We start from the raw sequence: 26141 nt of genomic DNA on the forward strand, positions 1-26141 counted from the left end.
TTAGTATATGCTTTCACTTGAGTTCATTCATTTAAAGCTGAACGTTAATACTCAATTCAATATCAAGGAGAACGCTAGCAGAGCCTGTTATTTTGACCTGTAACAATTATATTATCCCATCATAAAATTGGCGTTATCGTATGGGGTATTTGCAGCCTAAAGGCATTAACAGTTAACTAAGCATGTAAGTATGCATAAGTTACTTGTCTCTATAGCTAAGTGTGTTAATTTTTAAAGAAGCGTTATCAATATCATTTGTTTTATTGGTCTAGGCACTTGTTAAAAATTTTTGCAATAGTGTATAAATTTCCTGAACGTCAATGGGCTTGCCTAAACAATCATCAAATCCTGCTTGTTTGTACTTTTTAATATCGTGAGCCATAACATTCGCTGTTAAGGCAATAATTGGGATATTTGGATTGCTTTTTTTAATCGCCTTACACGCTTCAACGCCATCCATATTTGGCATTTGAATATCCATAAAAATTAAATCAGGTATTAGTTTGCCAATTTCTGCTATTGCCTCTATGCCATCATTTGCAATACGAATGTTTGCTTTAGTCGGGCGTACAACAGCATTAAAGACTTTTTGATTTATTTTGTTGTCTTCTGCCAATAGAATATCAAATCCCTGTGCTTGTGGGGCTTGCGTTTTATTCAATGTTAACTTGCTATGACTTTTTAATGTAGTTTTCTTTAATGGCAATACTACACTAAAAACAGATCCAACATTTTCTTTACTAATGACGTTAATGTCACCTCCCATCAAGTTTGTTAATTGCTTGGCAATAGACAGACCTAGACCTGTACCACCATAATTCCTTGTTGTGGAAGTATCTGCTTGTTCATAACGGATAAAGAGTTTTTTAATTTGAGCTGGTGACAATCCAATCCCCGTGTCCTTGACTTCGAAAACCACTTTCTCATGTTTCTCCATAAGCGTTATGCTAACTTCACCTTTAAGGGTAAATTTAAGCGCATTAGAAATTAAATTTACAATAATTTGTCTTAACCTTATCGGGTCTGTTAACCAGTAAGTACAAAGATCTTCTTCTATAGTAAAAGTTAAGTCAATACCTTGTTGTTTTGCTAAAAAAGACAGTTCTAAAATAATAGATTTGAACAATTCGCCAATGTTAGTTGGCAGCGATTCTAAGCTAATATTGTTTGATTGTATTTTTGATAAATCTAAAATATCATTAATAATGGTAATAAGATTTTTAGAGGAAATAATGCCGATATCAACTAACTCTTTTGATGAGTCAGATAAATCTTCTTGTTTTAATACTTGTAATGAGCCTAAAACACCATTCATTGGTGTGCGGATTTCATGACTCATGTTTGATAAAAATTCGCTTTTAGCTTGATTCGCCTTTTCTGCTTTCATCGTTGCTTTTTCTGCATCTATCTTAGCTTCTATTGCCAATGATTTTGCCTCACGCAAACCCACCTCAGCTTTAACTCTTGTTTCTACTTCATGTTTTAGTTTTAGATACATTTTGTATTGAAAGATAACTAAGATAAAAATAATAAATAATACCGTCGCCAATGTGATACTGGCTTGCTCAGACTTCAATAACAGTTGTTCGACAACTATTCTGCTTTTTTGTTCTTCATCAATGACCTTCTTGAGGGTATTTCTAACATCAATAATATTATTTTGTTGGTTGGTTTTTATTGTTAAGTATTTTTTCCACCAAAATTTATCTTGTAAAGCTTTTGCCTTGCTATAGTCCTTCCGGTTAAAGGCGAGTATTGATTCAATCTCTATAAATTCATCAGGGGTAGCTAAGTCGGGTTGTGCATCAAAGTAGTGCTTGGCTACATCGAAATAATACCGTGACATTTGCTCGTTTTGTTCAGTTGCATAATAAAATGACAGGACAGTATTTAACCAAGCCTGCCAAAATTCATCATCGGTGGTTACTGATTTGATATAGTTTATTGTCTCAGCAGAAACATTTTCTTCAAGCCGGGCTTTATTATCTAAGTAGGCTAATAAAAGTAGCACTTTACTGCTTTTATCTGTTTCTTTTTTTGCAAGTTTTAATAACTCATTAGCCACATAATTGGCAATAATAATTTCGTTAACACCGGTTAAATGCCATTGTAAATTATATAAAAAAGAAGCTTTATTAATTACGTAATTATGTTTGTTTGATGAGCGTAATAACCGCAGAGTTAAATTAACATATTCATTTGCATCTTTAGAAATAGCAGAGAGTGCCCAAAGCATGGCAAATTCTTCGAAAGAATAATTTGATTGTCCAATTATTTTTTGCAGACTATTACGCAGTATCTGATTTTCTAAAATAGGAAAATCTTCTCTAATAGCTGCCATAGCAAAGGCTATATCATAATGAATTTTTGCGCGCGTGCTCATTAACCTTGGGTAAAGTGCACTTAATTTTTTATGTGCGACGTCGGATGAGTCTCGTAAGTTTACTTCACCAACGATTAAATAAATTGTGGCAATCTCTATCGCACTTTTATTTTTAATTTGCTTGGCTAAAATACGGAGACGCTGACTACAGATTTTTACCTCACTGTATTGATCGGCAAACATGCTGTAAACACAGGATTGAATCAGTAAGCTTATTTTTTGGTTATCGTCATCAATAGTGGCTAGGCGTGGCAATAGTTTTTCTTGAAAATAGTCAGTTGAATATTGTTGTTGGTTTAACAAACTTATTATTTCATCAACATCTTTACCCGCTATGTTTTGTGCAAGAACAGAGGTTATCGTTAATAAATTCGCGACAAAGCAAAATATAATGATGAAAAAGGAGTTTCTACAACGTTTATGTATTTGATTCATCGCTGCTTTCCATAAAGCTGATTGTGGAACTACTTATTATTACTACATGAATTTATAGCGTTAATATTATAAACAAGTAATAGGGCTGACCATTTAGAAGTAGAAGTGTGAATACTTTAATTTTTTTTGCCCAGCCACAATGACTCATCAGTAGGTTACAACGCAAGCTTTACTTTTACTGATTCTAGTGAAGGTAAATCATTGAGTGTTTAATCATTTTTTTGGTGGCTCTAAGCTATATGGTTAATGTAATGCTTATCTATGAAGTGGCACACTAGTGAATGGTCATTTAAATTTAACTCGTTATCCAAGTGCTTGGAGATTATATTTGTATCGCAAGGTTTGTTCTTTATATAAGTAAGACTCATTAGTCTTTATTTACTTGTCCCTTTATTGATTATATTTTTTGGAATTATCTTTAAATGCCTTATATAACCACGATAATCGCATAGACTTTAGTATGAAAAATAGCTTTTTAGTACCTTTTTTGATGATAGAGCGGTAATGCTACTTGTTTGACTACAATTGAACTTGTATAGTGTTGCACAATCGAAAAATACTCATTTGGCTGTTATATTCGAGAAGTTTTGACGCCAGTACAACAGCCTAATTAGTATATTAAACATATAAGGCAAGATTTTATGCGCATTATTTTATTAGGTGCTCCCGGCGCTGGGAAAGGCACTCAAGCACAATTCCTAATGGCTAAATTTGGTATTCCACAAATATCTACTGGTGACATGTTACGTGCTGCTATTAAAGCAGGCACTGACTTGGGTAAGAAAGCTAAAGCAGTGATGGATGCTGGACAATTAGTTTCTGATGATCTCATTATTGGTTTAGTTAAAGAACGTATTGCACAAGATGATTGTAAAGCAGGTTTCTTGCTTGATGGTTTTCCTCGTACGATCCCACAAGCAGATGCGATGAAAGATAACGGGGTTTCAGTTGATAGTGTTGTTGAATTTGAAGTTCCTGATGAAGTCATTGTAGATCGCATGAGTGGTCGTCGTGTTCATGCCGGTTCTGGTCGTGTCTATCATTTAGTTTATAATCCGCCTAAAGTTGAAGGTAAAGATGATGATACTGCTGAAGACTTGTCTATTCGTCCTGATGATGAAGAAGCTACAGTCCGCAAACGCCTGGGTATCTACCATGAGCAAACTAAGCCATTAGTGGCTTACTATCAAGATGAAGCAAAAGCGGGTGCATGTTCGTATTTAACGATTGACGGCACTAAGCCTGTAGAAGAAGTCAGTGCTTTACTTGCTAACGAATTAAATTAACTCGGTTGATGTTATAAGTCCTTTATTAATAAGTAGCTAATAACGAGCTTATAAATACCTAACAAAAAATTCGCTTCGGCGAATTTTTTTTTTTATTGGCTGTGAACATTACACCGGGTAATCTTTCTTAAAAATATGGTCTTTAAGCTATCAAAATTAATTTTAGAACGTAAACTATATTCACTCATCTATAAATATAAGAAGAAATTTCATGGTAGTAAGTTTATCAATAACAGGGCTCTACACGAGTTTGTTGGCGCTTTTATTTGTTGGTTTAGCCATCAATATTATTCGCCTACGTTTACATTTTAAAGCCGGTATTGGTGACGGTGGTCATCAACCCCTTGCTAAAGCAATTCGCGTACATGGCAACTTTGCTGAATATATTCCTATGGTTTTGATAATGTTAGGTATTTATGAGGTTAATGGGGCAAGCCCAATAGTGTTGCATGCTTTAGGTGCGATATTATTTATTGGTCGAATTTTGCACGCCGTAGGGCTTTCAAAAACTACAGGGGTTTCTAAGCAGCGTCAAGTAGGCATGTTATCACTATTCCTTGTTATGCTTATTCTAGCTGTTGAGAATATCCGCTTATTTATCACTGCAGTTTAGCGAGTACTACCCTCTTTTGAACTAATACATAACTCAAATAAGCATGCATACTGCAATGCTTATTTGAGCGCTATGCCTGTGCTATGCATGTAATAAGGGTTGAAAATATCCGCTTATTTATTGGTCAGCTTTTAACATAGCGATGTGCGGAATATCATCTTCGAGATACATGGCAGAGACACGTTCAAAACCGTGATTGCCATAAAAGCTTTCAAGGTGCTCTTGGGCTGATATTTTAATTTGTTGATCTGGAAAATATTGCTGACAAACGGTTAACGCCTCAGCCATTAACTGGTGACCCAAACCTGTCCCTCTCGCATGACTTGCAACAATAACTCGGCCAATAGCAATATAGTCTTGGTAACTTTGGCCCTTTGCTAAAATACGCAAGTAGCCGGCGATCTTACCCTCTAGGTAACAAAAGAGGTGAATGGTATCTTTGTGCCGGTCAATATCATCAATATCAGCATAAAAACAAGTTTGTTCAACCACAAAAACATCAATACGAAGCTTTAATATTTCATACAGTTCATCGATATTGAGCGCTTTAAAATGCTTCACTTGCCAAGCTATTTTCATTAAACCTTACCTATTGTGATTATCAGGAAACAGTTTATTTTTTCATGATTTATCTACTAGGTAAAGTTAATAACACCCATTTCATTAATTAGCGGGTTTACTTTATTAGCAAAGCTAATGCTCAAGATAAGCTTACTGACTTTAATGCTGAGATATTATAAATATTAAATATCTAAGGTACTAATAGCTGGTTTCATCGGTAGATGTTTTCAGATAATGAGACATATTGGCATAACACAGAGATTTAGTGATGAAGTACCTGTAAGTAGCCATGATAACTTTTACTGATTAAATAATTTGAAATTTCTTGTCGATATTCATTAATATCTATGTGGGGGAACTCGATATACATCGTTTCTTTTAAAGAGATCTCATCAAGAAAGAGTATGTAACCTAAAGGTAAGTAGGTGGGGGAGAAGTTATTTTTAAAGATTGTTATGCGAATTTCAGCGGCGCTATAGTATTCTTTGCAACCAAAATCACGTTCTAGTGTTGGCAATAATTTTGTGCCATAACTTTTTATTGACCAGTATTTAAACATTGCTATTCCTTAGCTGTTTTTAACATCCATTTTCTGCTGGAAAAATATACGCTCTTCTCTGTAAATGTCAATAGCAATAATGAATTACTGAGTTTTTAATCATGTAGAATAAGGGCTGTAGGACATAATATGTAGATATTACTAAGATTAGTTTCGGTTTAATATTTTGACTGTATCAGGGCTTACAAAAAATCCGGCTTGTGTAAAAGCTTGTACAATTCTATGTTGATTTCGTAATTTTTTTAACCCGATATTAATGGCTTTAAATGCGATTTTTCCGTGAGGGTGTTTCGTACTAATAACAAAGTGGCGACTGTCTTTGAGCTCGATAGCAACACCTTTTACCGGTACTAAATGAATTTTATCCATAGTAAAAGATTGATCGGGTGTCGAATTAAAAGGCATTAATAAAAAGTCTATCCAACCTAGATTTACCATGCGAGCTTGGCTTAACCACTCATCTTCTTGGATCAGCTCTTTTAAAGACAATAACTTTAGCGTTTGCCAGTCAGTACGCCATTTTGGCGTAGAAACGGCAGTAAATTTTTGCAGATCTTCAAATTCTGTTATTGCTAAAACAGCACTATTACTTGGGCTGGTGTATATGCCGGCAATGTATTCGCCTTGACGGATAACTGCATCAGAAGTATAAACACTGTCATTAAGTGCTTTGGCATCAGCAAGCCAATAAGAGTCAAAACTAATGAGTAAGCGTCCTGATGCCAACATCTTGGTATTTCTGAAGTTAATTTTACCAGTAGCATATTTAAAGCTGTGTTCAAAACCACCTATTTTTAAAGCTTGCTGAGCGATAATCATATCGACAACATCGCGGCGAATTTTTTTTCCTGAAAAATTTTTAATTGTATGCACATCCCGACCATCTAAGAAGCTCATATAATCTTGGTAAACATCATCACGAATGAAGATTAAGATATCTTCTGCTTTTGTAAGGGGACTAAATAATGAACTCTGTATAAAGAGCAAGGGAATAATAACCGTTATTAATTTTGTAAATATTTTTAATATCATGAGTGTTAAATATCTCTATCTTGGGCGCGTATAAAAATTCCTTTTCTAAAAAATTACCCTTAAACGTAAAATTGAGTATAGCCGCTTAATTAAAGAAAGATAGCTGTTGATAAAGCGTTTTATAAACAACTATCTTAAAGTTAACTCAGTTTATTTGTTATGTCGTTTTTGTAGTACTGCCATTACCTCAGACACTTCAATATTTTTATCTTGAAGTAAGACGAGTGTGTGATAGAACAAATCAGCACATTCACCAAGTAAGTCTTCTTTGGTTTCAGCAACTGCAGCCAGTGCAACCTCAACACCTTCTTCGCCAACTTTCTGTGCTATTTTAGTGGTGCCTCGCGAAAATAAATGCGCGGTATAACTGCTTTCAGGATCGCAACCTTTTCGACTAGCAATCACTTGCTCTAATTCGCTAAGGAAGTTTTGCTGAGTTAATTTTTGTTCAGGAAAACATGACTCAGTCCCTAAATGGCAGCTTGGTCCCAGTGGTCGACAAGCAATTAACAAACTATCGTTATCACAATCAGTTAAAACCTGACTAATATTGAGAAAGTTTCCTGACGTCTCACCTTTCACCCAAAGTGCTTGTTTTGAACGACTAAAAAAAGTAGCTTTACCCGTTGTTAACGTTGCTTTGAGGGAGGCTTCATTCATATAACCTTGCATTAGAACGGCACCCGTATCTTGATGCTGAATAATTGCTGGTATTAAATTTTCCATTTTAGCCCAAGCTAATTCGTTGATGTTCTCTAGGGTAACTAGCATAATCTTATCTCTATATTTTGATTCTTCAATGTTTGTTTTAATTGGTTTATCTCAATGATACCTTTATGGAAAACACTTGCAGCAAGCGCGCCATCTACATCGGCTTGTTTGAAAACGTCAGCAAAATGCGATATTTCACCGGCACCACCTGATGCTATTAAAGGAACATTACACACCGCACGCGCTTTTTGTAATTGCTCAATATCATATCCTTGGCGAACACCATCTTGATTCATACAATTTAAAACAATTTCACCGGCACCGCGTTGCTGAACTTCTTTGATCCAATCAAAGGTTGTCCACTTGGTTTGTTGAGTGCGATTTTCATCCCCAGTAAATTGATAAACTTGATACAACCCCGTTTCTTCATCATAAAAACTGTCAATGCCGACAACAATACATTGTTGACCAAAAACATCAGCCAAACGAGAAATCAAATTAGGGTCACGTAAGGCAGGGGAGTTCACTGATATTTTATCCGCACCCATCATTAAGATTTCTTTTGCGTCTTGCTCTGTTTTTATACCACCGGCAACACAAAAGGGAATGTCGATGACTTCAGCAATACGACTAACCCAGCTTTTATCAACCACTCTATTATCAGAGCTAGCGGTGATATCATAAAAAACTAATTCATCAGCACCAGCTGCTGCGTATTTTTGGGCGAGTGGTACAATATCACCAATAATTTCATGGTTTCTAAATTGAACACCTTTAACTACTTTGCCATCACGCACATCGAGACAAGGTATAATTCTTTTTGCTAACATAAAACTTCAACCTTTGTACTTTGCTCGGACAATAAAAAATTCACGGTTTCAAACCCATAATTTAAGCGTTTGGCCAGCATGCAATTGCCTCCTCAAGCGTGAATTTACCTTCAAGTAATGAACGACCTAAAATAACACCGCTAACACCGGTTGGAATTAAAGCCTTAATATCGTCAAGGCTGCCAATACCGCCTGAAGCTTGCCATTGAATGTCAGGATATTTTGCACAAACCTCGCGATACAAATCTACATTGGTGCCTGTTAACGTGCCGTCTTTACTGATATCAGTACAAAGTACGTGTTTGATGCCAGCGTTTTGGTATTGAGCAAGTAGGTCTTCTAAATTAACGCCACTGTCCTCAATCCAACCGTGTGTAGGGAGTGTTTTATTGCCAGCAGCATCAATTTTAATATCTAGTGCTAAGACAATTTTTTCACATCCATAGGTTTTTAACCACTGAGTCACAAGTTCAGGTTGTTTAATCGCTAAACTACCAATGACAACTCGGTCTGCACCTAATGCCAGTAGCTGTTTAACATCGTCTTCACAACGAATTCCACCACCGACTTGAATCGTCATCGTTGGATGTTTGACGACGGTCTTTAAGGTTTCAAGTTGACGCTTTGTTGAGTCTTTAGCGCCGTCTAAATCAACGAAGTGCATTACGGTTGCGCCTGATTTAGCATAGGCTTGTTGGCGCTCTTGCACTGTGTATTGGTAATTAGTTTTTTGGCTGTAATCACCTTGAAATAATCGTACGACTTGGCCATCGATTAAATCAATTGCTGGGATCATCATAGGGCTAACTCCAAAAAATTCTTAATAATTTTACTGCCTAATTTACTTGAACGCTCGGGATGGAACTGGCAGCCAATGAAATTATCTTTGGCAATCACCGCGGAGAAGCTAGAGCCATATTGACAAGTTGCTAAGGTGTATTCACTTATTGGCGCGGCAAAGCTATGAACAAAGTAAAAGTAGTCACCTATATTTATGCCTTTAAATACTGGGTGATCGTCAACAGATGTTAATGTGTTCCAGCCCATATGCGGTAATCTATTATTTTCAGCATTGAGCGGTATAATATCGGTATGAATAATACCTAAACAGTCAACTTTTTTGCCATCGCTACTTTCTACTGACGAGTCACACATTAACTGCATACCTAAACAAAAGCCCAATACGGGTTGAGTTAAGTTTTGCAAGGTTTCAACCAGTCCTTTAGCGCGAATGTTTGCCATAGCATGTTTTGCTGTGCCAACACCTGGCAGTATCACTTTGTCGGCATTTTTAATAAGAGTAATATCGTCAGTGATGGTCACTTGAAAGCCTAAACGTTCTACAGCAAACTTAACCGAAGAAAGATTGGCACAACCAGTATCAACAATAACGTTCATCATTGCTTTTTCAACAGACATCACAGGGTACCTTTCGTGCTAGGTAGCACATCACCACTTACCGTAATGGCTTGACGTAATGCTCGACCAAACACTTTAAATAAACTCTCTACTTGGTGATGGCAATTACCTTCGGTTGTTGAAAGGTGCAGGGTAATAGCCATAGAGTCAGCAAGTGAGCGGAAAAAGTGTGAAACCATTTGCGTCGACATATTGCCTACTCGGTTATCAGTAAAATCAGCATCAAATTCAAGCCACGGACGACCCGATAAATCGATAGAACATTCAGCTCGACATTCATCCATCGGCAGAACAAAGCCAAAACGACCGATACCACGTTTGTCGCCCAATGCTTTCCTTAGTGCTTGACCAAGTGCCAGTGCGGTATCTTCAACGCTGTGGTGCTCATCAATGTGGTAATCACCATCGACACTGACTACCAATGAAAAACCACCATGGGCAGCAATTTGCTCAAGCATGTGATCGAAGAAGCCTAATCCGGTGTTAATTTTTACCGTACCGACTTTGTCTAAATTAACCGCAACGTTAATATTGGTTTCTTTAGTGGTACGAACAATTTTAGCTTCACGTTCTTGTTGGTTCAATAATTGTACTGAAATTGCCAACCAATTTAAGCTTTCTTTATTATATTTTATGCCGCGAATACCCATGTTAGCAGCAAGTTGTATATCGGTATCACGATCGCCAATCACAAAAGAGTTTTCGAAGTTTACTTTTCCTTGCTGTAAGTAATCACTTACTAAGCCAAGTTTAGGCTTACGACAACTGCAATTCTCATTGTCAAAATGCGGACAAAGTAACACATCGTCAAATATAACGCCTTGTGAGGAAAAAATATCCATCATCTTGTTATGAGGTAAATCAAAGTCGGCTTGTGGATAACTAGTCGTTCCTAAGCCATCTTGGTTTGACACCATAACTAAGCGGAAACCCTTTTTTTGCAGTGCTAATAACACTGGAATAACGTCAGGCTCAAAAACCAATTTTTCAAGTGTATCTACTTGCTTATCAGAAACAGGTTCTTCAATTAAAGTGCCATCTCTGTCGATAAATAGTATGTTTTGTTTTTTTGTATTGAGCATTTTATATCTCTTTTACTGCATTAATAATCGTTTGTTTTAAGAGCGATAATTCACGTTCGCTACCTATGCTAATACGTAAACAATCGGCTAATTGTTGTTGCGCAGATTGGTCGCGAATTAAAATACCTTGTTGTTTTAGGCAATCGAAAATAAAGTTTTTAGTGTCAGTATCTACGGCGCGAAATAAAATAAAGTTTGCATCACTGTTAAAAACTTTAGCACACCATTCTTGGTCTTTCAGCCAATCAAATAATTGGCGACGTAAAATCACCGTTTCTTGAACACGGATACTTACTTGTTCAAGCGCTAATTTTGCTAATGCTTTACTGGCAATGTCTGCTACTGGTGCAGAGATAGGGTAAGGGGCGATGACCTTACTCAGCATAGTGATAATATCAGCATTAGCTAAAGTAAAGCCACAGCGTAAACCCGCTAAGGCAAATGCTTTTGATAACGTTCTAAGAATCACTAATTGCGGGTAGTCTTTTAACCAGCTTGCGGTACTATTTTCAGGACTAAATTCAATATAAGCTTCATCAACAACAACAATTGCGCTATCACCAAACACATCAAGTACGGTTCGAATTGAATCTGTGGTTAATACATTACCCGTTGGGTTACCGGGTGAGCATAAAAAAATAACTTTAACTTTACCCACTTGAGCTTTTATAGCCTCAATATTAAGTTGGTTATCAACTAGCGGTACTCGCATTATATTTGCGCCGTGATTCTCTGCGCTAATGGCATACATACCATATGTCGGTGGACAAATTAAAATACTGTCTTGATAGGCTTTACAAAAGGTACGTATGATCAATTCAATACCTTCATCAGCACCGCGTGTAGCAAGAATATTAGCAGGGGACAATCCGGCATATTCACTATAAGCATTGATTAAGTTGTCAGGTTGAAAATCAGGGTAGCGGTTAATGCAATTGCTATCTATAGCATATATTCCTGGACCTGATGCTTCATTGGCATTAAGCCAAATCTTATTACTATTTGTAGACGATGTGTCACTTCCACTTGCATAAAGTCGCCTTGCTGATTGATATGGCACCATATCAACAAGTTCCTCACGGGCAAGTTTATCAGCTATTGTTGACATGATTATTCCTCTAACCTGATGGTTACTGCTCGTTTGTGACCGTCTAGTCCTTCGGCATCGGTGAGCTCAGTGATACATTCGGCAATATTCAACAAGCCTTGTTTAGTGATTTCTTGTACAGTAAATCGTCGAGAAAAATCGGCCAATGATAAACTAGAAATTACTTTAGAATAACCGTAAGTTGGTAATACATGATTAGTACCGCTGGCGTAATCGCCTGCAGACTCTGGCGTGTACTCACCAACAAATATTGAACCTGCGTTGCGTAATGTTTTTAATAACTCTTGGGCATTATCGGTTTGAATAATTAAATGTTCAGGAGCATAAATATTTGAAACCTCAACCGCTTGCGACAAACTTTTTACTAAAATCAAACGACTTTGTGTAAGTGCTTGTTCTGCTATTTCTCGACGAGAAAGTACTGCGACTTGTTTAAGTAACTCATCTTGAACGTTAGTAATTAATTCGGCACTGTCAGATAATAAGATAACTTGGCTATCTGGTCCGTGTTCAGCTTGAGAAAGCAAGTCAGCTGCGACGAAGTTTGCTTTTGCATTGGCATCGGCAATAATTAACACTTCAGAAGGACCTGCTGGCATATCAATAGCAAAACCATTCACTTGTTGAGCAAGTTGCTTTTTGGCTTCTGTAACGTATTTATTACCAGGACCAAATATTTTATTGACCGGTTTTATTGTTTCTGTGCCAAAAGCCATTGCTGCACAACCATGCGCGCCACCGACTGTGTAAATTTCATCAATTTCACATAATTTCGCGGCCACTAGAATTTCGTCAGCAAGGTTACCATTGATGTCGGGAGGGCAAACTAAAACAGTACGTGGACATTGGGCTAACTGTGAAGGTACACCAAGCATTAGAACCGTAGATGGCAAAGGAGCAGAGCCTGCCGGAATATATAAACCAACACTTTCGATTGCTTCAGTTTTTAAGGTACAACGAACGCCTGGGGATGTTTCTACAGTAATGTCGTCACATATTTGTGCTTGGTGAAAGCGCCTGATCTGACCATAAGCCGTTTCAATGGCTTTTAATCTTTTAGTCGACAATGCTGCTCTGGCTGCAGTTATTTGTTCATCAGTAACGGTTAATGTGGTTAGTTTTACACCATCAAATTTTTCCGTTAATTCATAAAGCGCTTTGTCACCATTTCGTTTCACGTTATTTAATATGTTTTCAACTTGCTGTGAAAGTAAACCACTCTCACTTATCGCGGGTCGAGCAAGTGCTGTTTGTTGCTCTCTTTTTGATAATGCTTGCCAATCGATCATTTTATTTATCATTACTTTTAACCTTAATACTTTACTTACCGTGAAAGGTACCCTAAATTTTTGGGATCACAGCCGTGGCGATGAAATCCCAAAGATGACGTGCATTAGCCCATCATTTTTTCAATTGGCATAACTAATATGGAGTTACAACCGAGTGCATTGAGTTTTTCCATTGTTTCCCAAAAAAACGTTTCGGTAGCAACAACATGAACAGCAACTAAATCATCGCGACCCGCTAAAGGTAAGATTGTTGGCGTTTCCTTACCTGGCATTAAGGCACTTACTTCGGCAATTTTATCTTTTGGCGCATGCAACATAATGTATTTGCTTTCTTTTGCTTTCATAACACCTTGGATGCGTGGCAATAAGGTATCAAGAATACTCTGTTTTTCGCTACACAAAGTACTCGCTGTTTGAATAAGCGATGCTTTAGATTTAAAAATCTCTTCTACTTCAACTAAACCATTGGCTTCTAGTGTAGCGCCAGTTGAAACTAAATCACAAATACCGTCAGATAAACCGACTCGCGGAGCGACTTCAACAGAGCCTTTCAATAAACAAAAATCAACATTGATGCCTTGTTCTTTTGCATAACGATTGAGTAGTTGAGGGTAAGTCGTTGCAAAACGTAAACCGTCTAAACTTTTGACACCCCGATAATCAAAGCCTTCAGGCATCGCAATTGATAAACGACAACCACCAAAATTAAGCTGTGAAGTACGAATGTATTGAGACTTTTGCCCCATCAATTCACGTTCTAATGCCGCCTCTTCTAAGGTGTTGTCACCAACAATACCTAAGTCACAAACCCCGTCCATCACTAAACCTGGAATATCTGAGCTACGAACGCGCATTATATCGATAGGCATATTAGCAACATGTGCTAACAAACGTCGATCAGTAACATTGAGTGTTAAACCACAACGTTTGAGTAAGGCTTGAGTGTCGTCACTTAAACGACCTGATTTTTGCATAGCGATGCGTAAGCGAGTTTCTGTTGTCATGTTTGTATTTCCTTTAATAAAGCGTTGGCCAAAATTCTAGTACGTGTATATACAATTTCAAGGCCTATAAAATGCGAAAAACCCCCGAGAGAGGTAGACTCTTTCGGGGGTTAAATCTGAGTTATACAACTCGCCGAAAGGTCACAGCCCCTCAGCGAATAAACCTGAGCAGCTAATCGATATGGTGGTGATGACGATGTAATGTGCTTAGGTTAATGTTCATATTATACTCATAGTTTGTTTTGTTATTTAACGAGCAAGTGTCATTCACTTTACACATTAAATGAGTTAAATAACCCTCACGAAAATTTTATTTCGTAACGGTCAACTCCTAATGCCATTTACAGTACTGATTATTTTTATAATGAGCAAGTAATAAATAAACACTTCTTATAAAATAATCGCATAAGGTAATAAAGAATTGTCTAAAGTAGTCGATACTTAAGTAACGAGTTTAATAAAAGGATCTATAACTGATGGATATTTTTACCACCGTGTTAACACGTGTTGTATCGGTGCCGATTAAACCTGAACGTCTGCGCGTAAAACCACTAACTAAAGAAGCTGCAATTAACAAGCTGACTGATGACTTGGATCACCTTGAAAATGATGAGCATTACGTTGTTTTAGCTAAAAAAGATTCTGATCAAAAAGAACATCAGGAAAATAAAAATAAGCATCAATCAGCGTCTGCTGTGATTGCCGATACTATTGTGGATGAAACCGATAACGTGATCACTCATAAAGATGAACTGACTCACCCGAAGAAAAATCATGATGAACCCGATGAAGATATCACTCATTTGGATATTTTTGTTTAAGTTTTTTACTGGGCAACTCGCTCATTAATCGAATGTATATTTCTCTCTGGCTTTTTATTCTTTATACTGGTGGTAATATTTATCAGTAGTATTTTCTATGACTCTAGTTGAACAAGCATTTTCACCCTCAGGTATTCTCGCTAAAGTACTTAACGGCTATTCTCCTAGGCAGGCGCAAATTGATATGGCGATAGATGTTGAACGCGCCATCTCACAAAAGAGTTGCTTAATTGTAGAAGCGGGCACAGGAACAGGAAAAACCTTTGCTTACTTGATCCCATCTTTACTCTCTGAAAAAAAAGTCATTATTTCTACCGGGACTAAAAACTTACAAGAACAGTTGTTTCATAAAGATATACCGCTTATTCGTAATGCTATGGCAACCAATACGCAGATTGCTCTATTAAAAGGGCGGGCCAATTATCTGTGTATATATCGCCTCGAACTTTATGTAAAAGAGCGTGGTCAACTAGATGCGGCAATGTTGACAGATTTTGTCAAAATTCGTACTTGGGCAACGTCGACTCGCAGCGGTGACATCGGCGAAATAGTCGATGTAGCTGAAGATTCTGGCATTTTTCCTTTTGTTACCAGTACCACAGATAATTGCCTGGCAAAAGATTGTCCTAACTTTGATGACTGTTATTTAGTGCAAGCTAGAAAAAAAGCCATTGATGCAGATGTTTTGGTTGTTAATCATCATTTGTTTTTTGCTGATATGGCTTTAAAAGACACTGGATTTGGTGAACTTATTCCCAAAGCAGATGTGGTGATTTTTGACGAAGCCCATCAAATACCTGATATTGCCAGTGAATACTTTGGTGACGCTTTTTCTACTAAGCAAATTCTCGATTTATGTTCTGATGTTATTCAAATATACAAAACAACCTTAACCGATGTGAAACAATTAGGCCGAGCTGCAGAGAAATGCCAAAAAGCGGCGCAAGAATTTCGTTTACTCTTTTTTCATGATCCTGAACGTGGCAACTGGCGAGATAAATATGCCCAGCCAAGGTTTCAACAGGCCTTTGCTGCACTAAAAACAGATTTAGACTTTCTCTATCAAGTGATCAAATTATGTATTTCTCGTAATGAAGCCATTGATAATTGCTACGATCGTGCCGTAGACATACTCGCTAAATACGACATTATGGCAAACGTTGATATCGATGGTATGAGCTTTTGGTATGAGACAACACGTCGGCATGTGGTTTTACATTTAACACCATTGAGTGTTGCCGACAAATTCAGTGACTATATTGCTAAGTCTGAAGCGGGTTGGGTTTTTACCTCAGCTACACTGGCGGTAAATGGTGGTTTTGAGCACTTTTCTCAGCAATTAGGTTTAAATATAGCGAAAACGAAAGCCGCGACCTTACTTGTTGATAGCCCGTTTGATTATCAATCGCAGTCACAGCTAATTGTACCGCGCTATTTACCTGCTGCTCAGCACCATAGTCGAGCACTAGCACTCGCTGAGTTAGCGATACCTTTAATAATGGCAAGTAAAGGAGCTTGCTTCTTATTATTCACTAGCTATCGGATGTTAAACCAAGTTGCAGATATCTTAGCGGAAAAGATTGAATCACCCTTATTAGTTCAAGGGCGAATGAGTAAAGGACTTTTGTTAGCCGCGTTTATTGATAACCCGGAAGCGATTTTATTAGCAACCGCCAGTTTTTGGGAAGGGGTTGATGTTAGAGGTGACAAATTAACTTGTGTCATTATAGATAAACTTCCGTTCGCTTCACCCGATGACCCGATGTTGCAGGCGCGCTGTGAAGATGTTCGACGACGCGGAGGAGATCCTTTTGCTGAAATCCAATTACCACAAGCCGTTATTGCATTAAAACAAGGTGTTGGTCGTTTAATTCGAGATGTTACCGACCAAGGTGTCATGGTAATATGTGATGATAGATTAGTGAATCGCCCTTATGGCGAAGTTTTTTTAAAAAGTTTACCTATGATGAAACGCAGTCGAGATATTGAGCAAGCGAGTGAATTTCTTACTTCACTATCAGAGTAATAGTTAATTTAAATAGTAATAATGATAAGTATTAGAGAGAATAATTTGAATTTTTTGGCAATAGACGCTTCAACGGAAGCATGTTCAGTAGCATTAACGTTTAACGACCAAACGTTCAGTGAATTTGAGCTAGCACCACAATCGCATAGCTTAGTGTTACTGCCGATGATTGACCGCTTACTTAAAAAAGCCGATATAACGTTAGCACAATTAGATGGGCTTATTTTCGGACAAGGGCCGGGAAGTTTTACCGGCGTTCGAATTGGCGTTGGCGTCGCACAAGGCTTAGCTTTTGCTGCTGATTTAAAAGTTGTTGGGGTATCAACCCTGCAAGCTATGGCTCAACAAGCTTACAGTCGGCATCAGCAAGTAGAGGTTATTGCAACGATCGATGCTCGTATGTCAGAGGTTTATGCCGGCTATTATCGATTAAATGAGCAAGGTATTATGGAAGCTGCGCTGCAAGATACCGTACTAGCACCTGAAAAATTAGCTGAGTATTTAAATCAGTCTTTAACTGAAAATCAACAGGTCTATGGTGTCGGTACTGGCTGGGAAGCTTATAAAAGTGAACTTGAACCTTTAAAAATTAATGCGGGAACACCAGAGATACTTTTTCCTAATGCGGAAGAACTATTAGAAATTGGTCAGTATTACTTTTCCCAAGGAAAGGCGGTTAGTGCTGAAAACGCTCAACCGGTTTATGTACGTGATACTGTTTCATGGAAAAAGCTGCCGGGTAGGTAATCGATTTTATTTACGTGAAAATACAAAAAGTTTTGTAATTTGGCAAAACTTTGGTAAATTTAAACTATGCAAATAAATAGTACGAGTTCGTTCACGCCTCAATCAAGCGCATCGTTGTCGGTTGATAATCAAAATCAGGTTGCTGAGCAACGTGATCGCTTTCGTGTCCAACAAACTCAGCAAAGTACAGAGCAAACTGAAAAAACCAACAAAGACAGCACGCAACAAACCCAAGATCAAGACCAACAAGCGAGTCAAATTGCACGTTTTGATATTGATGAGCAAGCACTTGCTTTAGTCGAACAAGCTCAATTTGAAAATCAGCAAGCACAACTCAATTCAAGTGCATCTCAAACTGTTTCAACAAGTAATATTTCTTTTTCAGGCCAAACTAACCAGCAAGTCGGCAATAAGAATAATAGCCAAGCAAGTTATGACAGCCCATCAAAGCAAAACCAAACCGCAATTGCAGCATATTCTTCAGTAGATAATATCGCTCAACGTGAAAATATTCAGCAGGTATTTGGTATCGACTTACTTGTCTAATTAACACTAATCGCGTTTTGTCATATATTCTTCTTTTATCATAATGAAAAATAATCCATGAATAGTAAGCCTTCGTCCTTTTTGAAAAAATATCACTTTTGGTTAATATTGATTACCGCATTAATTATTAGCCAAATCCCCATTGTTTCAATACCTTTCAAATGGCTTGAAAGTTATTTTCATGAAATCAGTCATGGCCTAGCTGCGCTCTTTACCGGGGGGACTATCGTACAAATTCAATTGTTTTCTAACGGGGCAGGGCTATGCACAACTCGTGGAGGAATGAATTTTTTTATTAGCTTTATGGGTTATGCTGGCGCGGCGTTATGGGGAATAGGGATTTACTTTATCGCGAGTATGCACCAACGGGCAGCACAAATATTAAGTGGTATTATCGCATTATTGTTACTAACCACTTTGATTTTTTGGGCTAGAGATATTTTAACGCTAATGATTATTAGTGTTTTGCTAGCACTCGTTTTATTGAAATTTAAATATAAAAAATTAAGTTACTTACAGATAAGTTTGCAAATAACAGGGGCAATTATTTTACTTAACAGTGTAAAAAGTCCTTGGTACTTGGTTGATGGACGTAACTTTGGCGATGGTGCTGCATTAGCACAACTCACTGGCATACCTGAATTTTTATGGGTCGTTATATGGTTTAGTATTGGTGTTGGTGGTATTGTTTGGTTAGCGAATATATCTAGAAAAGGTAAATATGATGAAAAAACGTAATATAATCTTAATGCTACCCTTATGGGTAAGTGCAATATTTATAAGTGGCTGTTCATCAGTTCCAGAAGCATTGCAGGTACCTGATAATACGGTATTAACAGACTTTGTCGTTGTTCGAGATAATGCTAACACAGAACAAGGAAATGCAGCTCGCTGGGGTGGCGTTATTGCAAAAGTAACCAATAATGCTAACAATAGTATGTTAGAAATTGTTCACTTTCCGTTAAAGTCGTCTGCGATACCCAAGCAAGGTAATGAAACGTTAGGACGATTTCGTGTTTATTTCTCAGGTCTACTCGATCCTGTTATTTATAAAGAAGGTCGCAGTATAACCGCATTAGGCACTGTCGCCGCTTCCGAAGAAGGAAAAATTGGCGAGCACGAATATAATTATCCGGTCCTAACCGCGACAAAAATACACTTGTGGAAAGAAAAAAAGCAAGTCGATGTGCGCGTTATCCATAATCCATTTTGGTCGTCCCCTTCTTTCTGGCAGCCTCGCTATTCCAATTACCCAAGAAGAGTTGTGGTAAGAAAAGCACCAGCACCTGTCAAAAAGAAATAGTCACTTTGCGTATCCCTGATAACGTCGAAGAGGTGAGTTTTAACTTAGGTGAACTCACCCTGACTGGTCTAGCTTGTGGTGACAAAAACGACGAGCTAGTCTTGTGTCTACATGGTTGGTTAGATAACGCGGCTAGTTTTTTACCTATGTTACCTTACTTTAAAGGTAAGCGTGTTATCGCCATAGATTGGCCGGGGCACGGCTTATCGTCCCACAGAAGTGCTGATGCCCATTATCATTTTATCGATTACGTTTATGATTTGTTATTGCTGTGGGAAGTAAATCACTGGCAAAAAGTTGATATAGTTGCCCATTCAATGGGTGGGATGATTTCATCAGCATTTTCAGCCGCTTTTCCTGAAAAGGTTAAGTCATTAACCTTACTTGATTCAATTGGCTTTATTAGCGGTGAAGCCGAGGAAGCGACCGAGCATTTACGTAAGGGGCTGTTAAGTCGTTTAACGTGCAATCAACAACTATCGCCCTCAGCAAAAAAGAAAAAATTTCACCCCAGTTTAGATTCTGCAATTAAGGCTAGAGTACAAGTCTCTGATTTAAACTTTCAACAAGCAAAATTGTTGGTTGAACGGGGGATTATTGAAAATGATAATGGCTTCATTTGGCGAACTGACCGTCGTTTAAGGAATACATCGCCATATCGGCTAACGTTGGCGCAAGCAAAACAGTTTATTGAAGATATTACTATTCCTGTGCAATTAATTTATGGTGACAAAGGTTTGTCTTTTGTACAAACTGGTTTGAAAGAGTTTGGTCCCTTGTTTGATAACTTTACTAGTTATAAATTAATTGGAGGACATCATTTTCATATGGCTGAGCCTGAGCAGACTAGTAGACATATTTTAGAGTTTATTAGCTGATTTTTTCTAAATGTTACCGTTTATAAAGAGAAAACGGTAAACGTGGCTAAAATTAATAGACATCAGACCAGTAATCACGTAAAAAGAAAATTCAAACATCCGTTTTAAAAATAAAAATTCATTCATATAGAGTAAAATGACGATATCGATTAAAAAATAATACATAAAATATAAAAGTATTAATCGAATAAAACCAATAATCGTCTACAGTTAAGCTATTATTAGAGGAGTCGCAAAGTGCAACAAACGCAAAAAATTTGGCTTGAAAAAAGTTATCCACCCGGTGTCCCATTTGAAATCGATGCAGATAAGTACTCCTCGTTATCTGATATGTTCAATAAATATGTTGATATTTATGCTGAACGCACTGCCTTTATTAATATGGGCGCAGAAATCAATTACCGAGATCTAGAGATACAATCAAAAGCGTTTGCTGCTTATTTACAAAATGATTTAGGTTTAGTTAAGGGCGATAAGTTTGCCATTATGGTACCTAATTGTTTGCAGTATCCTATTGCATTGTTTGGAGCTTTACTTGCTGGTTTGACCGTGGTTAATGTTAACCCGCTATATACCGCGCGTGAACTCGAACATCAATTAAAAGATTCAGGCACTAAAGCAATGTTAATCATTGAAAACTTTGCTAGTACCTTAGAAAAAGTCATTGATAATACCTCGGTTGAGCATGTCATTCTTACTTCATTAGGCGACCGACTGGGTACTGTAAAAGGTGCGCTAGTTAATTGTGTGGTCAAGTATGTTAAAAAAATGGTACCAGCCTTTAAATTATCAAACACCATTAGATTTAATAAAGTTGTCTCTCAAGGGATGCTCAAAACTTACCAGCCAGTAGAACTTTGTGGTGAAGATCTTGCTTTCTTGCAATATACCGGTGGTACAACAGGTGTGTCAAAAGGGGCTATGCTGACCCATCGCAATATGATTGCAAACTTATTACAAGCAAAAGCCGCAATAAAGCCTTTGATGGAAGACGGCAAAGAACTTGTGGTCACCGCATTACCGCTTTATCATATCTTCGCACTAACGGCTAACTGCCTAACCTTTTTAACGTTAGGTGGTACCAACTTATTGATCACCAACCCTCGTGATATGCCTGGTTTTGTAAAAGAGCTGGCTAAATATCCTTTTACCGCAATTACTGGCGTTAACACTTTATTCAATGGCTTATTAAATACTCCTGGTTTTAAAGACCTTGATTTTAGTACGTTGAAAATGTCGCTTGGCGGCGGTATGGCAGTGCAGCGTTCTGTGGGTGAAGCATGGGAGCGTGTCACAGGCACACGTTTATTAGAGGGCTATGGCTTAACTGAGTGTGCACCTTTAGTAACATTATGTCCTTATGATCAAAAAAGCTATAGTGGCAACATTGGTTTACCGGCGTCATCAACAGATATACGCATCATTAAAGATGATGGCAGTGATGCTGAGATTGGTGAACCAGGTGAGATGTGGGTAAAAGGTCCACAAGTCATGAAAGGATATTATCAGCGCGAAGCGGACACGGCTGAAATTCTAAAAGAAGGTTGGCTGGCGACAGGCGATGTAGCTCTTATGGATGATAAAGGTTTCTTTAAAATTGTTGACCGTAAAAAAGATATGATTATCGTTTCAGGCTTCAATGTTTATCCTAATGAAATTGAAGAAGTGGTCATGATGCATGAAGGTGTATTAGAAGTCGCTGCTATTGGTATAGATAATGACGCAACAGGTGAAGCGGTCAAGATATTTGTTGTGCTAAAGGATAAAACATTAACGGAAAAAGATCTGATTAAACATTGTCGCGCCAATTTAACCAGTTATAAAGTACCGAAGTATGTTGAGTTTCGAGATGACTTACCCAAAAGCAACGTAGGTAAAATTTTAAGAAGAGAATTACGATAATTCTTAATTGATAAAACATAAAGGTTGTAAGTTTATTCTTACAGCCTTTTTTTTAGCTGCTTATTTTGCTTTTTGCGCGTTAACTCGTTGGCCATTAACAGCCAAACTATCACTCGTCATTAAATACACATAGGCTGGCATTATATCTACCGGTTTTGCTGAATCGTTTTCATGTTCTGCTGGGTAGGCAGTGTTACGCATATTAGTGCGTGTTGCGCCTGGGTTTATCGCATTAACACGTAACGTGGTATTTTCGTATTCGTCAGCAATAACTTGCATTAACCCTTCTGTTGCAAACTTTGAAACGCTGTATGCCCCCCAATAAGCTTTACCACTATTACCAACACCAGAGGTGGTAAAGACCAATGACGCATGATCACTGAGCAGTAATGCAGGGATTAACGCTTGAGCCATTAGATGCTGAGCAGTCACATTAACTTGCATTACATCTTGCCAAATTTGTTGATGTATCTGCGTGTAAGGTGTTAACTCACCTAGCATTGAGGCATTGAGTAACGCGCCATCAAGTTTACCAAATTGATTAACAATGGTCGCGGTCATATCTATATAGTGCTGTTTGGTCGCACCCTTTAAATCAAGGGGGATAATGGCAGGTTCAGCGGAACCTTGTGCGATGATTTCGTCGTAAACTGACTCTAATTTAGCGGTTGTTTTTCCTAATAAAATAACCGTAGCACCTAATTCAGCATAGGTTAATGCCGCTTGGCGACCAATACCATCGCCTGCACCGGTAACTAAAATGATTTTATTGGCTAAAGAATTTGCTGTTATTTGGTAATTAAACATAGTATCAATATAAATTATTTGAAGGTAAATAAGGCCGTAATTCTACTACTTTGACCTATTGACTGACGAGTAATATTTAAAAATTTTAGCTAAAATGTCAGTTAAAGTTATAATAAAAGAAGAAACCGCTAGCACTTAGTCAGTTCTTACGGTAAGTTTAACTGGTCGAACAAGTTAGTTTTGTGAGCTACGCTTCACGAAATTACAGATAAATAAAAAATAAAAGCATAAAAAGCTAAATAATATAAAGCTCGTCTGTGGGGAGATAAAATGAAAAAGCTCGTACTTAGTGTTGCTATTGCCAGTGTTCTTGGACTAACGGCATGTGATGATGAATCAATTAAAGATGTTCAAAATGAAGTGGTTGAAAACGGCAGTGCCGTAACACCAACCGCTCGTGTTAAATTTAATCCAAGTGCAGGTGCTGCCGGACTTTCTATTCCAAACGATTTGATTTTTCAAGGCACCGTTGACGGTACTTTAGAAATACCCGTTGCAGACCCTACTGATGGCTCAGATCCTTTTGTTGCTATTAGTGCGCTTGACGGTTGGTCTATTTCTCAACCATTTCCCCTTGGAATTGAATTCCCAGCGGGTACCTCTTTAGATGCAAGTAGTGCTTCTGAACCTGGTTCGGTAAGAGTTTTTGAAACCGTAATGGGTGGTGACGTAAATGACGCTGATTGTACTGCTGTAACACGCGGCTTCGCTTGTAAAGTTGTTAGTGAATTAGTGTTTATGCAAGACTTTGTTACTCAAAAGTCTGGCGATAATGTATTATTTATCCCAATTCAGCCACTTAAGGCAGAAACGACTTATGTCATGGTGATGACCAATAATCTCCGTGACAACAACGGTAAAGCGATTGCTGGTTCTAGTACTTATGAATTAGTACGTCAAGATATAAAAACATTACCTCTAGGTAGTGCTTCACAACTAGGTTTGCAAGCTGTTATTAACAGTTATGAAGCTGCTGTAGTCGCAGCAGGGGTTGGTAGTGATAGTATTGTTTATACCGCTGCAATGACAACACAATCAACGACACGAGTATTAAGTACGGTTAAGTCTTTGATGGCTGCGGGCGTACCTCAAATGGTTGCTAATGCTCAACAAGGAATTCCTGCAATTGGCGTAGCCGATACCGGTATTTCAGTTGCAAACGTATTAACGGGTTTAATTCCAGAAAGTTTAATCCCATTATATTCAGCAGCAAACTATATTCGTGGTTCAATTACACTTCCTTATTACTCAGGTGTACCTTCTGCCGAAAACCCATTAGCTCCTGTTAATGATTGGTGGCGCGCACGTTGTGATTCTGGCGCTACACTTGCTGGCTTAGCAGCAGCAAACCCAGCGGCGATTCCTGCTGATGCGTTAGATGCAAATGATGGTTTTTGTATGAATTTTGGTTTACGTGATTTAAGCTCAAGCGAAAATCCAGCATTAGCCACTCTTGATACTGAACGTAATTTAACTAAGTTTAACCCTATCCCAGCAACAAGCGTCATGATGCCGATTGATGTACAAATGACCACTCCTGATTTAGCTTGGGCTAACCCAGTGCGTGCAAGTATGGATTTAGAGCCATTAGTAGAACCTGCTAACGGTTGGCCAGTAGCAATATTAGTGCATGGTATTACCTCAACCAAAGAGCAAATGTTGCCAATCACTGGCATATTATCTTTATTTGGGATAGCAACTGTTGCAATTGATCAGCCATTGCATGGTAGCCGTGGTTTTGATTTAGACGGTGATGGCACTGATGAAATTAATACCAGTACAGTATCTACATTACACTATGTTAATTTGGGAAGCATGCTGAGTATGCGTGATAATACGCGTCAAAGTACGGCTGATTTATTAGGTTTGCGTTTAGGTATGAACTTTTTAGGTGGTGCTGACAGCGATGGTAACCCAATTAAAATTGATAGCAGTAAAGTACACCTTCTAGGACATTCATTAGGCGGTATATACGGTATGAATGCTGTTGGTTTAGCAAATACCGAACTAAATCCACAAATTGATGGATTATTCAAAATTGCTAGTACCTCTTTAGCTATGCCAGGTTTAATGTTAGCTAACTTTGGTTTAGACTCTCCAGCATTTGAAGGCTTGGCTAAATCTAATTTAACCATGCAGTTATCGCCTGACTTTGCCGCAGCAGTTGCAGCAACATTACCTGCTGATTATACTCAAGCCGAACTAAGTGCTTTCTATTTTGCTTTCTATGATGGTTTATCTATTGAGCAAAAAGCAACATTAAATGCTGGTTTTGCGCAGTTTACGTTTGCCGCGCAAACCGTTACTGATTCTGGTGACCCTATTGCTTATGTACAAGCCTTAGCAGCAACACAAACACCTACACACTTCATTGAAGTTGTTGGTGACGGCGCAGACAACCTTTCAGACCAAACAGTGACTAACAGAGCACCGTTTACACCTATGGGTGGCACTGAACCTGCTATTGCTTTATTAGGCTTGGAAGCTGTTAGTGAAACTACTGCTGGGTCTGGTGTGGTAAGATTTGTTCACGGTCATCATAGTTCAATACTTGACCCTCGTGCTAATGCTGCTTCACCTGACGCTGCGTTAAGTGCTAGAGCAACACAAGAGATGCAATCGCAAGTAGCCGTATTCTTTGCGACTATGGGACAATTAATTCAAGTAACAGACACAGCTGTTGTTAAATAACTTTAGCAATAACTAAAAAAACCCTCTTAGGAGGGTTTTTTATTGCCTTTTTTTTGCCTTTTTAACTTATTAACTTTATTTATTGACAATATGCCCCATATAGCTAAT

At 38.0% G+C, this 26141-nt stretch carries 24 protein-coding genes; 11 read left to right on the forward strand and 13 right to left on the reverse strand.

Going from position 1 to position 26141, the window contains the following annotated elements:
• Positions 1-268 precede the first annotated feature (268 nt).
• Positions 269-2818 carry an ATP-binding protein gene (locus H4J67_RS13970; RefSeq protein ID WP_182173206.1) on the reverse strand — a complete coding sequence of 850 codons (2550 nt, stop codon included), beginning with the start codon at positions 2816-2818 and terminating at the stop codon, positions 269-271.
• Positions 2819-3459: 641 nt separating this feature from the next.
• Here H4J67_RS13970 and adk point away from each other — a divergent pair.
• Both adk and H4J67_RS13980 read left to right on the forward strand, forming a co-directional pair.
• The gene (gene adk / locus H4J67_RS13975; RefSeq protein WP_182204060.1) at positions 3460-4104 is read left to right on the forward strand and encodes an adenylate kinase; all 645 of its coding nucleotides are present in this window, start codon (positions 3460-3462) and stop codon (positions 4102-4104) included.
• Between the two features lie 211 nt (positions 4105-4315).
• Positions 4316-4717 (forward strand): MAPEG family protein, encoded by a 402-nt coding sequence (locus H4J67_RS13980; protein ID WP_182173200.1) that lies wholly within the window; start codon positions 4316-4318, stop codon positions 4715-4717.
• Between the two features lie 117 nt (positions 4718-4834).
• Here H4J67_RS13980 and H4J67_RS13985 read toward each other — a convergent pair whose 3' ends face one another.
• The 11 genes from H4J67_RS13985 to hisG form a co-directional block, all read right to left on the reverse strand.
• A complete protein-coding gene (locus H4J67_RS13985) occupies positions 4835-5296 on the reverse strand; it encodes a GNAT family N-acetyltransferase (protein ID WP_070376220.1) in 462 nt (153 codons plus the stop codon).
• Positions 5297-5540: 244 nt separating this feature from the next.
• Positions 5541-5837 (reverse strand): hypothetical protein, encoded by a 297-nt coding sequence (locus tag H4J67_RS13990; RefSeq protein ID WP_182173197.1) that lies wholly within the window; start codon positions 5835-5837, stop codon positions 5541-5543.
• A gap of 147 nt (positions 5838-5984) precedes the next feature.
• A complete protein-coding gene (locus H4J67_RS13995; RefSeq protein ID WP_182173194.1) occupies positions 5985-6869 on the reverse strand; it encodes a hypothetical protein in 885 nt (294 codons plus the stop codon).
• A gap of 150 nt (positions 6870-7019) precedes the next feature.
• A complete protein-coding gene (hisIE, locus tag H4J67_RS14000; protein ID WP_182173191.1) occupies positions 7020-7640 on the reverse strand; it encodes a bifunctional phosphoribosyl-AMP cyclohydrolase/phosphoribosyl-ATP diphosphatase HisIE in 621 nt (206 codons plus the stop codon).
• Entirely contained in the window at positions 7634-8410 is a 777-nt protein-coding gene (gene hisF / locus H4J67_RS14005) for an imidazole glycerol phosphate synthase subunit HisF (RefSeq protein ID WP_182173188.1), read from the reverse strand. The genes hisIE and hisF overlap by 7 nt, the downstream gene beginning before the upstream one ends.
• A gap of 61 nt (positions 8411-8471) precedes the next feature.
• The gene (gene hisA, locus H4J67_RS14010; protein ID WP_182204062.1) at positions 8472-9209 is read right to left on the reverse strand and encodes a 1-(5-phosphoribosyl)-5-[(5-phosphoribosylamino)methylideneamino]imidazole-4-carboxamide isomerase; all 738 of its coding nucleotides are present in this window, start codon (positions 9207-9209) and stop codon (positions 8472-8474) included.
• Entirely contained in the window at positions 9206-9829 is a 624-nt protein-coding gene (gene hisH / locus H4J67_RS14015) for an imidazole glycerol phosphate synthase subunit HisH (RefSeq protein ID WP_259368611.1), read from the reverse strand. The genes hisA and hisH overlap by 4 nt, the downstream gene beginning before the upstream one ends.
• Positions 9829-10911 (reverse strand): bifunctional histidinol-phosphatase/imidazoleglycerol-phosphate dehydratase HisB, encoded by a 1083-nt coding sequence (gene hisB / locus H4J67_RS14020; RefSeq protein ID WP_182204064.1) that lies wholly within the window; start codon positions 10909-10911, stop codon positions 9829-9831. Before hisB ends, hisH begins: the two co-directional genes overlap by 1 nt.
• Position 10912: 1 nt before the next feature.
• A complete protein-coding gene (gene hisC, locus H4J67_RS14025) occupies positions 10913-12019 on the reverse strand; it encodes a histidinol-phosphate transaminase (RefSeq protein ID WP_182204066.1) in 1107 nt (368 codons plus the stop codon).
• A 2-nt stretch (positions 12020-12021) separates the two neighbouring features.
• On the reverse strand, positions 12022-13320 hold the full coding sequence (gene hisD, locus H4J67_RS14030) for a histidinol dehydrogenase (protein WP_182173176.1): 1299 nt from the start codon (positions 13318-13320) through the stop codon (positions 12022-12024).
• A gap of 92 nt (positions 13321-13412) precedes the next feature.
• On the reverse strand, positions 13413-14312 hold the full coding sequence (gene hisG, locus H4J67_RS14035; protein WP_182204068.1) for an ATP phosphoribosyltransferase: 900 nt from the start codon (positions 14310-14312) through the stop codon (positions 13413-13415).
• A 476-nt stretch (positions 14313-14788) separates the two neighbouring features.
• Here hisG and H4J67_RS14040 point away from each other — a divergent pair, with 476 nt between their 5' ends.
• The 8 genes from H4J67_RS14040 to fadD all read left to right on the forward strand — a co-directional run bounded on the left by H4J67_RS14040 (position 14789) and on the right by fadD (position 22535).
• Complete coding sequence (locus tag H4J67_RS14040; RefSeq protein WP_182204070.1) at positions 14789-15133, forward strand: hypothetical protein; 345 nt, start codon at positions 14789-14791, stop codon at positions 15131-15133.
• Positions 15134-15230: 97 nt separating this feature from the next.
• The gene (locus H4J67_RS14045; RefSeq protein ID WP_182173167.1) at positions 15231-17159 is read left to right on the forward strand and encodes an ATP-dependent DNA helicase; all 1929 of its coding nucleotides are present in this window, start codon (positions 15231-15233) and stop codon (positions 17157-17159) included.
• A gap of 45 nt (positions 17160-17204) precedes the next feature.
• Entirely contained in the window at positions 17205-17906 is a 702-nt protein-coding gene (gene tsaB / locus H4J67_RS14050) for a tRNA (adenosine(37)-N6)-threonylcarbamoyltransferase complex dimerization subunit type 1 TsaB (RefSeq protein WP_220471655.1), read from the forward strand.
• Between the two features lie 66 nt (positions 17907-17972).
• Complete coding sequence (locus H4J67_RS14055; RefSeq protein ID WP_182173161.1) at positions 17973-18452, forward strand: hypothetical protein; 480 nt, start codon at positions 17973-17975, stop codon at positions 18450-18452.
• Positions 18453-18509: 57 nt separating this feature from the next.
• Positions 18510-19190: a M50 family metallopeptidase gene (locus H4J67_RS14060; RefSeq protein WP_182173158.1), complete on the forward strand. Its 681-nt coding sequence runs from the start codon at positions 18510-18512 to the stop codon at positions 19188-19190.
• A complete protein-coding gene (locus H4J67_RS14065) occupies positions 19177-19755 on the forward strand; it encodes a Slp family lipoprotein (RefSeq protein ID WP_182204073.1) in 579 nt (192 codons plus the stop codon). Before H4J67_RS14060 ends, H4J67_RS14065 begins: the two co-directional genes overlap by 14 nt.
• A 5-nt stretch (positions 19756-19760) precedes the next feature.
• The gene (locus H4J67_RS14070) at positions 19761-20633 is read left to right on the forward strand and encodes an alpha/beta fold hydrolase (protein WP_182204074.1); all 873 of its coding nucleotides are present in this window, start codon (positions 19761-19763) and stop codon (positions 20631-20633) included.
• Positions 20634-20870: 237 nt separating this feature from the next.
• The gene (gene fadD, locus H4J67_RS14075; protein WP_070376238.1) at positions 20871-22535 is read left to right on the forward strand and encodes a long-chain-fatty-acid--CoA ligase FadD; all 1665 of its coding nucleotides are present in this window, start codon (positions 20871-20873) and stop codon (positions 22533-22535) included.
• Between the two features lie 60 nt (positions 22536-22595).
• On the opposite strand, the gene H4J67_RS14080 is transcribed toward fadD, so the two are convergent.
• On the reverse strand, positions 22596-23342 hold the full coding sequence (locus H4J67_RS14080) for a YciK family oxidoreductase (RefSeq protein ID WP_070376239.1): 747 nt from the start codon (positions 23340-23342) through the stop codon (positions 22596-22598).
• A 270-nt stretch (positions 23343-23612) separates the two neighbouring features.
• On the opposite strand from H4J67_RS14080, the gene H4J67_RS14085 reads away from it, so the two are divergent.
• Positions 23613-26033: a VolA/Pla-1 family phospholipase gene (locus tag H4J67_RS14085; protein ID WP_182204076.1), complete on the forward strand. Its 2421-nt coding sequence runs from the start codon at positions 23613-23615 to the stop codon at positions 26031-26033.
• Positions 26034-26141 lie beyond the last annotated feature (108 nt).

This window comes from Colwellia sp. BRX10-4, from assembly GCF_014077465.1.
In the GTDB taxonomy this organism is placed as follows: domain Bacteria; phylum Pseudomonadota; class Gammaproteobacteria; order Enterobacterales; family Alteromonadaceae; genus Colwellia_A.